This window comes from Cellulomonas sp. SLBN-39, from assembly GCF_006715865.1.
Taxonomy (GTDB): Bacteria; Actinomycetota; Actinomycetes; order Actinomycetales; family Cellulomonadaceae; genus Cellulomonas.
Genome location: NZ_VFOA01000001.1, coordinates 2,790,048 through 2,802,717, shown reverse-complemented (window position 1 = coordinate 2,802,717; position 12,670 = coordinate 2,790,048). Strand labels below are relative to the sequence as shown.

The window sequence follows — 12,670 nt, the reverse complement described above, 5'->3', positions numbered from 1 at the left end:
ACGACCCTCGCCCCCGGCGCTGACGGGCGGGGCGCGGGCGACGGCGGCGTCACCCACCCCGCGTGTTGGATCGTGTTCGGACATGTGGGATGCTGTTCGCATGCTCGCGACGCAGCGCCAGGAGCGCATCCTGGCCGAGGTCCTCGCGCACGGCGCCGTGCGCGTGGCCGACCTCGTCGAGGCGCTCGACGTCTCCGACATGACCGTCCGCCGGGACATCGCCGAGCTCGCCCGGACCGGCCTCGTGCGCCGCGTGCACGGCGGCGCCGTCGCCCCCGAGAGCCCGTCGCGCGCCACCGAGGAGCCCGGCTTCGAGGCCAAGCGCACGTGGTCGAGCGCCGAGAAGACCGCCGTCGCCCGGGCCGCGCTGGCCGACGTCGAGCCCGGCCAGTCCGTCGTGCTGTCGGCCGGCACGACGACCTGGCTGCTCGCCCAGCTGATCGTCGCCGACACCGCGCTGCGGCCGCTGACCGTGGTGACCAACGGCCTGCACGTCGCCGACGCGCTGCACGGCCAGCGCGACCTCGAGGTCGTGCTCACCGGCGGGACGCGGACCCCGTCCGACGCGCTCGTCGGGCCCGTCGCCGACGCCACCCTCGGCGCGCTGCGCGTGGACCGGGCGTTCCTCGGCGTGCACGGGCTCGACGTCGACGGCGCCACCGCCCCGAACCTCGCCGAGGCCGCCACCGACCGCGCGCTCGTGCGGTGCGCGGCCGCCACCACCGTCCTGACCGACCACACCAAGTGGGGCACGGTCGGGCTGGCCCGCATCTGCGGGCTCGACGAGATCGACACGATCGTCGTCGACACCGGGATCTCGCGCGACGCGCGGACCCACCTCGAGGCGGCCGTGGACCGACTGGTCCTCGCCGACCCTGCCGACGGCACCACGCCCGCCGGCGTCCGCACCACCCCCACCGGAGCGAACCCGTGACCGACAGCACCCCCCTCGTGCGCCGCACGTCGACCCGCCTGGCCGACGGCCGCGAGCTCATCTACTTCGACGACTCCGAGCCGTACGTCTCGGGCGCCGCGACCCGCCGCCTCGACGACCCGCGCCCCCTGCCCGACCGGTTCGCGCCCGTGACCGGCCCCGACGGGACCACGCTGCCCGTCACCGGCCCCGAGCTGCGCCGCGACCCGCTCACCGGCGAGTGGATCCCGATGGCCGCGCACCGCATGAACCGCACGTTCCTGCCGCCGGCGGACGCGAACCCCCTCGCGCCGGCCCGGCCCGGCGCCACGTACCAGGACGGGGAGATCCCCGACACCGACTACGACGTCGTCGTGTTCGAGAACCGGTTCCCCTCGCTCATGGCCGTGCCGGGCGTGGACGACGCCGTCGAGCTGGTCGACGGCGAGGACCTGTGGGTGCGCCGCCCGGCCGCGGGCCGCTGCGAGGTCATCTGCTTCTCCTCCGACCCGACGGCGTCCCTGTCCAGCGTCTCGCCGCGCCGCATGCGCACGATCGTCGAGGCGTGGGCCGACCGCACGGCCGCGCTGCACGCGATGCCCGGCATCGAGCAGGTCTTCGCGTTCGAGAACCGCGGCAAGGAGATCGGCGTCACGCTGCACCACCCGCACGGGCAGATCTACGCGTTCCCGTACGTCACGCCCCGCACGCGGTCGATGCTCACGCAGGCCGCCGCGCACCACGAGGCCACGGGTCGCCTGCTGGGCCGCGACGTCCTGGACGCCGAGCTCGCGCACGGGCAGCGGGTGGTGCTGGAGTCCGAGCACTGGGTCGCGTACGTGCCGTTCGCGGCGCGCTGGCCCGTCGAGGTGCACCTGGCCCCGCGGCGCGACGTGCCGGACCTGCCGGCGCTGACCGACGCGGAGCGCGACGACCTGGCCACGACGTACCTGACGCTGCTGCGCCGGCTCGACCAGTTCTTCGTCGACGGCGACGGCGCGTCGATCCCGCTGCCGTACATCTCCGGCTGGCACCAGGCGCCGGTGCGCGAGGGCCGCGAGGTCTCCCGCCTGCACCTGCAGATCTTCTCGGTGCTCCGCGCGCCGGGGAAGCTCAAGTACCTGGCCGGAGTGGAGTCGGGCATGGCGGCGTGGATCTCGGACACCACGCCCGAGCGGATCGCGAACCGCCTCAAGGAGATCGTGTGAGCGGCGCCGGCACCCCCACGGACCCCACCACCGCACCGGAGAGCACCCCCATGAGCGTCGACGTCACCTGGACCCCCGCGTGGGACCGCACCGAGGGCGAGGAGCGCGCCCGCGCCCTCTTCGCCTCGGTGTACGGCACCGAGGCCGCGGGGGTGTGGTCCGCCCCGGGCCGCGTGAACCTCATCGGCGAGCACACCGACTACAACGGCGGCCTGGCGCTGCCCATCGCCCTGCCGCACCGCACGTACGCGGCGGTCTCCCGGCGCGACGACGACGTGGTCCGGCTCGTCTCCGCCCAGGAGCCGAGCGGCGTGCGCGAGGTCCGCCTGGCGGACGCGGCACCGGGCGCGGTGACGGGCTGGGCCGCGTACGTCGTGGGCGTCGCGTGGGCGCTGCGCGAGGCCGGGCACGCGGTCGGCGGGTTCGACCTGGCCATCGACTCGTGCGTGCCGTTCGGCGCCGGGCTGTCGTCGTCGGCGGCGCTCGAGGCGTCGGTCGCCGTGGCCCTCGACGCCCTGCACGGGCTCGGCCTGGCCGGGACCGTCGACGCGGCCGGGGCCGCCACGGACGACGCGGGCCGCTCGACGCTGGCCGACGTGTGCGTGCGCGCCGAGAACGAGATGGCCGGCGCGCCGACCGGCGGCATGGACCAGGCGGCGTCGCTGCGGGCCCGTGCCGGCCACGCGCTGCTGCTGGACTGCCTGGACGGCAGCGTGCAGCACGTGCCGTTCGACCTGGCCGCGCACGGCCTGGCGCTGCTCGTCGTCGACACCCGTGCCGAGCACTCCCACGTCAGCGGCGAGTACGCCCAGCGGCGCGCGTCCTGCGAGGAGGCGGCCCGCCGCCTCGGCGTGGGCACGCTGCGCGAGGTCGCGGACGACCCGCAGGCGGTCGGCCGCGCCCTGGAGACCCTGGCCGCCGGCGACGACGGCGACCTGCTCGTGCGCCGCGTGCGGCACGTCGTGGACGAGATCGCCCGCGTGGGGGAGTTCGTCACGCACCTGGGCACCGGGGACGTCACGGGCGTGGGCCCGGCCATGGACGCGTCGCACGACTCCCTGCGCGACGACTACGAGGTGTCGTGCCGCGAGCTCGACCTCGCGGTCGACACGGCCCGGGCGTCCGGCGCGCACGGTGCCCGCATGACGGGCGGCGGCTTCGGCGGCTCGGCGATCGCGCTGGTCGACGTCGGGGCCGTCGAGGGCGTGGCGCAGGCGGTGGCCGACGCGTTCGCGGCGGCGGGCCTGCACGCCCCGGCGTTCGCGGTCGCCGTGGCCGGACCGCCGGCCGGCTGACCCCCACCACCACCGGTCCCGCAGGGGCGGTGCGCACGTCGTCGAGACGCGCGCACCGCCCCTGCGACGTCTGCGCGACCGGCGGACGCGCTCCGCGGACGTCCGCTCGGGGGCGGCCCGACGCCGCGCGGCGTCACAGCCGCGGGCGACCGTGTCATGCAACGTGGCGACCCGACGTCCGAAAGTCCCCCCGCGGGCCCGGTCGAGCCGGTAGCGTCCGACGGGCACGGTGGCGCCGAGGTCCTCCCTCCGGCCTGGAACATCAGGTCCGACCGAGACCGCCGGTCCGGGCACACCTTCGTCGTGTCTCGTCACTAGGAGCACCCCACCCGTGGTACGTCGCTACGTCTTCCCTGCCCTGCGCCTCCTCATCTGGGCCGTGATCGCCGCCGCCCTCGTCAAGCTCGCCTTCGCCGGCGCGGACGTCACGACCGAGGAGACGGGCATCGTCCCGACCGGTCAGGTCGTCGAGCCCGTCGTGGAGGCTACGACCGGCACCATCACCAACGCCGTGACGGTGACGGCATCGGTCGTGGCCGACCCCGCCGTCCCGGTGCGCGCCACGCTCGCCGGCACCGTCAGCGAGGTGCTCGTCGCCGACGGCCAGAAGGTCGATGCGGGCACCGTGGTGCTCAAGGTCCGCCAGGAGACACCGCGCGACCCGATCGAGAAGACGGACCCCGAGACCGGGGCCGTCACGGTCATCGAGCGCAAGCCGCTCGTCGAGATCGTCGAGGTGAAGGCGCCGGTCGCGGGAACGCTCGCGCTGCCGACCCTCAAGGACCAGGTCGTCGCGGTCGGCGACACGGTCGGCCAGGTCGCCCCGGGGTCGCTGTCCGTGAGCGGCACCCTCACCCCCGACCAGCAGTACCGGCTGATCGGCGCGCCCGCGGAGGGCACCGTGACGCTCAAGGGCGGACCGGCGCCGTTCACCTGCCAGGGGCTGCGGATCGGAGCAGCCTCGACGGACGACGCCGACCTCGAGCAGGTCGCGGACCCGTCCGTGTCGACGTCCGGCACGGTCACCTGCGCGGTGCCCGGCGACGTCACGGCGTTCGCGGGTCTCGGCGCCGACATCGAGATCGTCAACGGCACCGCGAAGGACGCCGTCGTCGTGCCGGTGACGTCCGTCCAGGGCACCGTGCAGAAGGGCAACGTGTGGGTGGTCGCCGCCGAGGGCGAGGAGCCCGAGGAGCGCGAGGTCGGCCTCGGCCTGACCGACGGCGAGGTCGTCGAGATCACCGACGGCCTGGAGGTGGGCGACCTCGTCCTGGAGTTCATCCCCGTGCCCGGCGCCGGCGAGGTCGACTGCGCCGACCCGAGCCAGTACGACCCCACGGTCTGCGGCGCATGAGCCTCCTCGAGCTCACCGACGTCACGCGCTCCGTCCGGCTGCCCGACGACCGCCTGCTGGAGATCCTCAGGGGCGTGACCCTGGCCGTCGACGCGGGCGAGCACGTCGCCGTCGTCGGGCGCTCCGGCACCGGCAAGTCGACGCTGCTCAACATCCTCGGGCTGCTCGACGCCCCGACGTCCGGCACGTACGTGCTCGACGGCGCGCCGGTCGCGAAGCTGTCGAACCGGCGGCGCACGCGCGTGCGCGGCGACGACTTCGGCTTCGTGTTCCAGCAGTTCAACCTGCTGCCCGGCCGCACGGCCCTGGAGAACGTCGCCGCACCGCTCATGTACGCCCGCGGCCGGCAGTTCTGGCAGCGCACCCGCCTGGCCGCCGCCATGCTGACGCGCGTCGGGCTCGGGGATCGCCTCGACACCATGCCCGAGAAGCTCTCGGGCGGCGAGCAGCAGCGCGTCGCCGTGGCCCGTGCCCTCGTGCGCGGGCCGCGCGTGATCCTCGCCGACGAGCCGACCGGAGCGCTCGACGTCGAGACGGGCCAGGAGATCATGGACCTGCTCGACGACGTCGCGTCCGAGACGGGCGCCGCACTGGTGACCATCACGCACGACCTCGCGGTGGCGGCCCGTGCCCAGCGCCACTACCGCCTCACCGAGGGCGTCCTCGTGCCCGTCGACCTCGGCGGCCACGGGCGCCAGGCGGACTGGGTCGGCGACGTGCCGACGCTGCTGCCCGCCCGCCACGCGCTGCTGCCCGCGGGCCCGTCGCCGTACCGGTCGGCGTCGTCCCTGCCGGTGCCGGGCGTGCCCGAGCTGGGCCCGTCCGTGCCGGCGGAGGCCGACCGGTGAGCGGGATCGTCGGCGCGGTCGTCGAGGCCTGGGACGAGCTGCGGATCCACAAGCTGCGGGTGCTGCTCGCGCTCATCGGCGTCGCGGCCGCCGTCACCGCCATCACAGGCATCACCGCGGCCGTGCAGATGCTCGAGCAGGGCTTCGTCGAGCAGAGCGAGCGCTACAACGGGCGAGCCGTCACCGTCACGGTCGACGCGTGGCCGATGACCGAGCAGGCGGGCGACGCCTCGGCGCTCGACGCGGAGTTCACCCGCACCCTGGAGCGGTACGACATCACGTGGGCGAGCCGCGACCTGTACACCAGCGTCCCGTACCGGTTCCCCGGCGGCACCCTGGCCGTCAGCACCCGGGCGGTCGACGTGCCCCTCGCCACGATGCAGCGGCTCGACGTGCCCGAGGGCCGGTGGTTCACCGAAGCCGACGCCGAGGCCTTCGCACCGCGGCTCGTGGTCAACGAGGCGTTCCTCGACCGGCTCGGCGTGAGCGGCCTGACGGAGCGGCCGACCGTGCTGCTCGGCCGGGAGGCGCCGGTGCGCGCGGCCGTCGTCGGCGTCGTGCCCGACCAGTGGGAGGGCGCCGACCCGGAGGCCTTCGTCCTCTACGACCAGCTGGCGCGCTGGTACGGCACGGAGGGCGACGGGTCGTGGGGTGCGAGTGCCCCGTCGGTGCGCCTGTGGGTGCCCGAGGAGATCGTCGACACGCTCGTCCCCCGGCTGCAGAGCGACATGGCGACGGCGATGCCCGGCTGGGACGTCCAGGCCTACGACAACCGGGACATGTCCTCCGGGTTCCTGGACGACGCGACCCGGTGGGTCGTCCTGGGCGTGAGCGGGTTCGCGCTGCTGCTCGGCGGGCTCGGGCTGGTGAACATCTCGCTGGTGACGGTCAAGCACCGGATCCGTGAGATCGGGATCCGCCGCTCGTTCGGAGCCACGTCGTCGCGGGTGTTCTTCGGGGTGCTCATGGAGTCGGTGGTCGCGACGACCGTCGCGGGTCTCGTCGGCGTGGTCATCGCCGTGGCGGTCGTGAAGAACATCCCGGTCGACGCGGTGTTCGGCGGGGGCATCCAGGACATGCCGCCGTTCCCGCTGACCGCCGCGCTCGTCGGCATGGCGTGCGCGACAGGGGTCGGCGCGATCGCCGGGCTGCTGCCCGCGGTCGTCGCGGTGCGCGTGAAGGTGATCGACGCGATCCGCTACTGAACGCGGGCATGTCGGCGCGCCGCCCGCCGAGGTCGTCCCGGCGGGCGGCGCCGCACGTCACAGGTCGTACTCGACCACCACGGGGGCGTGGTCGCTGAACCGCGCGTCGTACGTCGCCGCCCGGTCCACGGACGCCGACCGCGCCAGGTCGGCGAGCGCGGGCGTGGCGACCTGGTAGTCGATCCGCCAGCCGGAGTCGTTGTCGAACGCCTGCCCGCGCCACGACCACCACGTGTAGGGCCCGGGCCCGGGGCCGCCGAGCTCGCGTCCGAGGTCGTGCCACCCGAGCTCGTCGAACCACCGGTCCAGATAGGCCCGCTCCTGCGGCAGGAAGCCCGCCTTCTTCAGGTTGCCCTTCCAGTTCTTGATGTCGACCTCGCGGTGCGCGATGTTCAGGTCGCCGCCGACCACGACGAGCCGCCCGTCGCCGGCGAGCGCCTCCAGGCGCGCGGTGACGTGGTCGAGGAACGCGTACTTCTCGTCCATCGACGGCGTCCCTGCCGTGCCGGAGTGCAGGTACGCGGAGACCACGGTGACGGTCCGCGCGGGGCGGTCCCCCTCGGCCGCCAGCTCGACGTCGGCCTCGACCCAGCGTCCGCTGTCGGTGGCCGTGCCGGTGCCCAGGCCGATGCGCACGGCGGACATCGGCAGGCGGGTCGCGATCGCGACCCCGGCCCGTCCCTTGGCCTGCGCTGCCTCGTGGGCGAGGTGCCAGGTGGTGGTGTCGAGGTGGTCGGCGAGGATCTCGTCGGAGCCGCGGACCTCCTGCAGCAGGAGGACGTCGGGCTTGCGCAGGTCGAGCCACTCCCCCATGCCTCGACGGTAGGCGGCCCGGATCCCGTTGACGTTGACGGTGGCGACGGTCAGCACCGGACCATCCTGCCCGAGGTCACCCACACGACCACCTGCGCCCGCCCGCGGGCGGCACTCAGGCGGTGCGTCTCTGCGCGGGCAGGTGGCCCGAACGCTGGGCCCGCCAGGCGTCGACGACGTAGCGGGACACCCCGAGCTCGCGCGCGATCGCACCGGCGTGCTCACCCACGAGCCGCTCGGCGAGCGCGTACTCGACGGGGTCCACGAGGAGCCGCGCCGCGTAGACGTTCGCGCGGCGCTCACGCTCCTCCAGGAGCCGCGGGTCGTCGGTCCAGGTGTCGCCGTGGTGGGCGTGCCCGAGCTCGTGGGCGAGCGTGGACCGCTGCAGCACCTCGGACATGCGGGGGTTCAGGGTGATGAGGCGGGCGTCGTGCCGGTACTCGCCGCGTCGGCGCCCGAGGTCGCGCCACATGACGCGGATCCCCGCGTCGTCGGCCATGCGGAGCAGGTCGTCCATCAGTCGCGTTCGCGCTCCTCGTCCTCGGTCTCCCAGTCGGGGGCGTCGTCCGCGGCGTCCGGCATGCCGTCCAGGTCCTGGAGGTCGTCCGTCGTCGTGCGCGCGGCCCGTCGGGCGGCGAGCTGGTCCGGGGGGACCTGAGCGGCAGCCGACGCGCGCCGGACGAGCTCTTCGGCGAGCTCGAGGTCGGTCGTCTCGCGCAGCGCCGCGAGGCGGGCGTGGCGCTCGACCTCGCGGACGTCGAGGAAGCCAGCGGCGACGAGGCCGGCCACGGGATCGGCGCCGTAGGCACGGGCGAGGGAGACGACGAACTCCGCCCGGGGGTGCTCGAGCCAGCGACCGGCCGACTTGTTGTCCGTGCCGGTCGCGGCGGCCACGGCGCGAACGCTCGCCGCCGACGGGACGGTCGCGGCCAACCACGCGCTCCAGGTGCTCACCCGAGGCACTATGCCTCATCCGCAGCGCCCGCACCTCAGCCACAACGCCCGCCCGTCCCCGGTGGCCCCGACACACCCCCGCCCTGTTGCAGTTGTCCTCGTCTTCGAGGCATAGTGCATCACGGCCGACAGGAGACGACGGGAGAACGAGGCATGACGAGAAGCAGGGGGCCGGCGATCCGCCTCAGGGCAGGAGCGCTCGAGCACGTGAAGCGCACGACGGGCACCGCTCGTGACGAGGACCTCGCCGTACGCATCGGGGTGTCGCGCGCGACCTTCACGAGGGTCAAGACCGGGCAGCTCGCGCCGTCACCGACGTTCATGGCGGGGCTGGCGAGCCTGGCCGGACTGACCCTGGGACAGCTCTTCGAGGTGCCGCAGGAGCCGGTCGGGGCGGGCAGATGAGCACGCCCCTGTCCGAGCGGCTGGCCCAGGCCGCGCGCGACCTCGAGGACGCAGACGAGCCCGGCACCCTCGACCGCGCCATCGAGACCGCCGAGCTCGCCGACGCGCTCCACCACGCGGCCGCCGTCGCCGCCGAGGTCGAGGCCTACGCCGACCGGACGGCGTGGTGGACGGGCGTGCGCGACCTCCCCGCCTACCCGCCGCTGGTCTCCCTGCTCGGGCGGGCCGCGCCTGCTCGAGCCGACGACGAGCACGCGACCAAGACGAGGCTCACGACGTGTTCCGATCGCGACAAGGCCATGCCCACCGGCACAGGAGAAGGACGACGGGCCGTGGACGCCACCGCACCAGCCGCTCCGCGGGGGATGCGATGAGCGCGCTGCTGCCGAGGTCGGCATGGACCACGAGCCGCCCGTCGTCGAACGGCACCTGGGGGGATGTCGGCGGCATCGTCGTGCACCACCCCGGTGACGGCGGAGCAGCCATCGGGCCCGCCACCCGCTCCGAGACCGCCGCGCGCCTCACCCGCTACCGCGAGCACCATCTCCTGCGCCGCGGCTGGGATGACATCGGCTACAACCTGGCGGTGGACCAGGCGGGGCGAGCCTGGGAGCTGCGCGGGCTGGACCACGTCGGCGCGCACTGCGCGTCCGCCACGCAGCCGGACGCGAACAGCCGGTGGGTCGGCGTCCTGTTCGTCGTGGGCGACGACGAGCAGGTCACCACGCAGGCCCTGGACGCCTTCGCGACGATCCGCTCGGACGTCCTGGCCCGCTGGCCGTCCGCGACGACGGTCGTCGGCCACGGCCAGGTGCACGGAGCGGCGACGGCCTGCCCGGGCGGACCCCTGAGGCACCTGGTCGCGACGGGCGCCCTCGTGCGCGCTCGCGCGCAGGCACCGGCAGGCTCCGCACCAGCGGCCGGACGTGCCACCACGGTCGCGGTCGACGGACGGTGGGGACCGGCCACCACTCGCGCGCTCCAGCGCCGGTTCGGCACCCCGCCGGACGGGGTGATCTCCCACCAGTGGCGCGACGCGTCGAACCGCGCGATCACGTCGGCCCAGTTCGACACGACCCGGCTCGGCTCGGCGCTGGTCCGGGCGGTGCAGGAGTGGCTCGGAGGCGGGATCCGTGTCGACGGCCTCCTCGGGAGCAGCACAGTCGCCGCGATGCAGCGACGCCTGGGCACGCCCGTCGACGGCACCGTCTCCCCCGTGTCGACGCTCGTGAAGGAGCTGCAACGACGCCTCGCCGCAGGATCGCTGTGAGCGACCCGACGCTCACCGCGATCCAGGGCGTGCGCACCGACGTCGGCGCGCTGCGGGCCGAGACGGCCGCCTCGATCCAGGCGTTGCGTGAGGACCTGTCCGCCCGCCTGGACACCACGGTGTCGCGCCGCGAGCACGAGGCGGAGGTGAGGCGGATCGACGCGGAGAGCCGTGCGACCCGCGAGGCGATGGCGACTCTCGAGTCCCAGGCGGACGCCCGCCTCCTCGCGGCCCACGCGGCGATCGAGGCCGGGGACGCCGCCGTGCGCGCCCGCCTCGAGGAGGTCGAGCGCAAGCGGGGCGCGGCGCTCGAGGCCGCAGAGGTCCGCCGCCGCGAGGACCGCCGGTACCTCGCCTCGTGGATGGTCGGCGCCGTCTCGGCAGCGACCGCCGTCACCGCGCTCGTCACCCGCCTGTCCCCCTGACTCCACCGAGGAGATCGATGTCCGACCCCACCCACCCACCCACGGACGAGCGGTCCGACCGCGCCGTCGCACTTCTCCGGACCGCGGTTCCCGCGCTCTGGGGATCCCTGGCCTCGTGGCTGATCGTCCAGGTCGCCGGACACCTGCCTCCGCCACTGACCGACCTCGTCGCCATCGTCCTGCAGTCCGACCTGGCCACCTCCCTCGCCGTGGCCGCCGCCGTCGCCGCCTGGTACGCGATGTGGCGGCGGATGGAGGCGCGCCTGCCGCCCTGGCTGGTCCGCGCCACCCTGGGCTCCGCCCGGACGCCGTCGTACGCCGCACCGGTCGGGTCGAGCACCGCACCGCCCTAGCCCCCGCCCGACGGGCCCCGGAGCCTCACTTCTGAGCAGAACACCTGCTCAGCGGCGGTATCGGGCGGCCGAAGCGGTACTGTCGCACCACTCGAACACCAGTTCGAACATCCATCAGAACGAACGGAGGAACATGTCCTGGACACTCCCGGCCGACGGCGTACTCACCTCGCCGTACGGCCCTCGCAGCGCCCCGGTCGCGGGCGGCTCGACCTTCCACCGAGGCGTCGACATCGCCCCGCGGGCAGGCCAGCAGGACCGCACGGTCCGATCGGTCGGCGACGGCGTGGTGCTGTCGACCGCAAGCAGCGATGTCCGCGGGTACTACGTGCGGGTGAGGCACGACGACCAGTCCACGACGCACTACCAGCACCTGGCGGGTGCCGCTTCGGTCGCCGCCGGTCAGCGCGTCTCGACCGGTACGCCCGTCGGGGTCATGGGAGCGACGGGCGTCGCAACGGGCGTGCACCTGCACTTCGAGACCTTCCCGCCGGGGGCAGCCGTCGACGGGTACTCGACCAACGCCGTCGACCCCGAGCCCTTCATGCTCGATCGAGGCGTCAGCCTCGAGGCGGGCACGGCCCCGCCGATCACCGAACCGCCCACCGACCCGGAGGACGACATGACCCAGCTGATGCTCGTGCGCGAGGAGGGGACGCCCGGCGTCTTCATCACCGACCTCGTGTCCCGGCGCCACGTGATCAGCAACACCCACCTGGCGATCCTCCAGCGACGCCTCGACCGGTGGGGCATCGACAGCGCGATCGTCGACGTGGCGGACCTCAGGGCCTACGGCCCCGAGATCCCGTTCGCCTGACGGCCCGGGAGACTCCCATGGCCACGACGGAGAACGGCTGGACCGCGATCGAGTCCGGCACCGACCCTCGGCTGAGCCCGTTCCCGTGGGTCACCGGCCGGGTGCTCGTCGGCGACGTGTTCACCGTGCTCGCCTACGTCGCCCGACGGTTCGACGCCGAGGTCGAGGCGGTCGACCCCGCCTCGTCCTGGGGCTGGGCATACCGCGTGATCTCGGGCAGCGGCACGCTGTCCAACCACGCGTCCGGCACCGCGATCGACCTCAACGCCCCACGGCACCCGCTGGGTGCCGAGGGGACGTTCACCGCAGCACAGCAGTCCGCGATCCGTTCGATCCTCGACGCGACCAACCCGGTCGTGCGCTGGGGCGGAGGGGCCGCGTACACCCGCAAGGACGAGATGCACTTCGAGATCAACGAGGGCATCACCCCCGCGACGGTCGCCGAGGTGGCCGCCCGCATCACACCGACACCTGACCCGGAGGACGACATGACCCAGCTGATGCTCATCCAGGAGACCGGCTCCGCCGCCATCTTCATCACCGACCTCGTCACGCGACGCAAGGTCCTCAACACGTCGCACCTGCAGGTCCTGCAGCGCCGCCTCGACCGGTGGGGCATCGACAGCGCCGTGGTCGAGGTCGCCGACATCAAGACGTACGGGCCGGAGATCCTCTTCGCCTGACGTCGCCACGGTTCTTCGTCACGCGTGACGGCGAAGAACCCCGCCACGACCGCCGTCCGCCCGGTTCGCTCCCGGGCGGGCGGCGGTCCGTCGTTCCCGGACACGGCCTGGCACCCACCCACGGCAC

16 protein-coding genes are annotated in these 12,670 nt (G+C 74.3%); 13 read left to right on the top strand and 3 right to left on the bottom strand.

Going from position 1 to position 12,670, the window contains the following annotated elements:
* Positions 1 to 100 precede the first annotated feature (100 nt).
* The 6 genes from FBY24_RS12940 to FBY24_RS12915 all read left to right on the top strand — a co-directional run bounded on the left by FBY24_RS12940 (position 101) and on the right by FBY24_RS12915 (position 6,823).
* The gene (locus FBY24_RS12940; protein WP_142161148.1) at positions 101 to 934 is read left to right on the top strand and encodes a DeoR/GlpR family DNA-binding transcription regulator; all 834 of its coding nucleotides are present in this window, start codon (positions 101 to 103) and stop codon (positions 932 to 934) included.
* The gene (gene galT, locus FBY24_RS12935; protein ID WP_142161146.1) at positions 931 to 2,121 is read left to right on the top strand and encodes a galactose-1-phosphate uridylyltransferase; all 1,191 of its coding nucleotides are present in this window, start codon (positions 931 to 933) and stop codon (positions 2,119 to 2,121) included. Before FBY24_RS12940 ends, galT begins: the two co-directional genes overlap by 4 nt.
* Before the next feature lie 50 nt (positions 2,122 to 2,171).
* Positions 2,172 to 3,416 (top strand): galactokinase, encoded by a 1,245-nt coding sequence (galK, locus tag FBY24_RS12930; protein ID WP_142163519.1) that lies wholly within the window; start codon positions 2,172 to 2,174, stop codon positions 3,414 to 3,416.
* Between the two features lie 331 nt (positions 3,417 to 3,747).
* The gene (locus FBY24_RS12925) at positions 3,748 to 4,770 is read left to right on the top strand and encodes a secretion protein HlyD (RefSeq protein WP_142161143.1); all 1,023 of its coding nucleotides are present in this window, start codon (positions 3,748 to 3,750) and stop codon (positions 4,768 to 4,770) included.
* The gene (locus FBY24_RS12920; protein WP_142161141.1) at positions 4,767 to 5,618 is read left to right on the top strand and encodes an ABC transporter ATP-binding protein; all 852 of its coding nucleotides are present in this window, start codon (positions 4,767 to 4,769) and stop codon (positions 5,616 to 5,618) included. Before FBY24_RS12925 ends, FBY24_RS12920 begins: the two co-directional genes overlap by 4 nt.
* Positions 5,615 to 6,823 (top strand): ABC transporter permease, encoded by a 1,209-nt coding sequence (locus FBY24_RS12915; RefSeq protein ID WP_142161139.1) that lies wholly within the window; start codon positions 5,615 to 5,617, stop codon positions 6,821 to 6,823. The genes FBY24_RS12920 and FBY24_RS12915 overlap by 4 nt, the downstream gene beginning before the upstream one ends.
* Before the next feature lie 57 nt (positions 6,824 to 6,880).
* Here the strand turns inward: FBY24_RS12915 and FBY24_RS12910 are convergent, their stop codons facing one another.
* The 3 genes from FBY24_RS12910 to FBY24_RS19020 are packed head-to-tail and all read right to left on the bottom strand — an operon-like array spanning position 6,881 to position 8,590.
* Positions 6,881 to 7,693, bottom strand: coding sequence for an exodeoxyribonuclease III (locus FBY24_RS12910; RefSeq protein ID WP_142161137.1), 813 nt, complete (start codon positions 7,691 to 7,693; stop codon positions 6,881 to 6,883).
* A 58-nt stretch (positions 7,694 to 7,751) separates the two neighbouring features.
* The gene (locus tag FBY24_RS19025) at positions 7,752 to 8,153 is read right to left on the bottom strand and encodes an ImmA/IrrE family metallo-endopeptidase (protein WP_160158505.1); all 402 of its coding nucleotides are present in this window, start codon (positions 8,151 to 8,153) and stop codon (positions 7,752 to 7,754) included.
* Entirely contained in the window at positions 8,153 to 8,590 is a 438-nt protein-coding gene (locus FBY24_RS19020; RefSeq protein ID WP_160158504.1) for a hypothetical protein, read from the bottom strand. Before FBY24_RS19020 ends, FBY24_RS19025 begins: the two co-directional genes overlap by 1 nt.
* Before the next feature lie 153 nt (positions 8,591 to 8,743).
* On the opposite strand from FBY24_RS19020, the gene FBY24_RS12900 reads away from it, so the two are divergent.
* From FBY24_RS12900 to FBY24_RS12870, 7 genes are all read left to right on the top strand, one after another.
* Positions 8,744 to 8,995 carry a helix-turn-helix transcriptional regulator gene (locus FBY24_RS12900; protein WP_142161124.1) on the top strand — a complete coding sequence of 84 codons (252 nt, stop codon included), beginning with the start codon at positions 8,744 to 8,746 and terminating at the stop codon, positions 8,993 to 8,995.
* Positions 8,992 to 9,369 (top strand): hypothetical protein, encoded by a 378-nt coding sequence (locus tag FBY24_RS12895; RefSeq protein WP_142161122.1) that lies wholly within the window; start codon positions 8,992 to 8,994, stop codon positions 9,367 to 9,369. The genes FBY24_RS12900 and FBY24_RS12895 overlap by 4 nt, the downstream gene beginning before the upstream one ends.
* Positions 9,366 to 10,265 carry a peptidoglycan-binding domain-containing protein gene (locus FBY24_RS12890; RefSeq protein ID WP_142161120.1) on the top strand — a complete coding sequence of 300 codons (900 nt, stop codon included), beginning with the start codon at positions 9,366 to 9,368 and terminating at the stop codon, positions 10,263 to 10,265. The genes FBY24_RS12895 and FBY24_RS12890 overlap by 4 nt, the downstream gene beginning before the upstream one ends.
* The gene (locus FBY24_RS12885; protein ID WP_142161118.1) at positions 10,262 to 10,690 is read left to right on the top strand and encodes a hypothetical protein; all 429 of its coding nucleotides are present in this window, start codon (positions 10,262 to 10,264) and stop codon (positions 10,688 to 10,690) included. The genes FBY24_RS12890 and FBY24_RS12885 overlap by 4 nt, the downstream gene beginning before the upstream one ends.
* Before the next feature lie 17 nt (positions 10,691 to 10,707).
* A complete protein-coding gene (locus FBY24_RS12880; protein WP_142161116.1) occupies positions 10,708 to 11,043 on the top strand; it encodes a hypothetical protein in 336 nt (111 codons plus the stop codon).
* Positions 11,044 to 11,176: 133 nt separating this feature from the next.
* Complete coding sequence (locus FBY24_RS12875; RefSeq protein WP_142161114.1) at positions 11,177 to 11,860, top strand: M23 family metallopeptidase; 684 nt, start codon at positions 11,177 to 11,179, stop codon at positions 11,858 to 11,860.
* A gap of 17 nt (positions 11,861 to 11,877) precedes the next feature.
* Complete coding sequence (locus FBY24_RS12870; RefSeq protein WP_142161112.1) at positions 11,878 to 12,543, top strand: M15 family metallopeptidase; 666 nt, start codon at positions 11,878 to 11,880, stop codon at positions 12,541 to 12,543.
* Positions 12,544 to 12,670 lie beyond the last annotated feature (127 nt).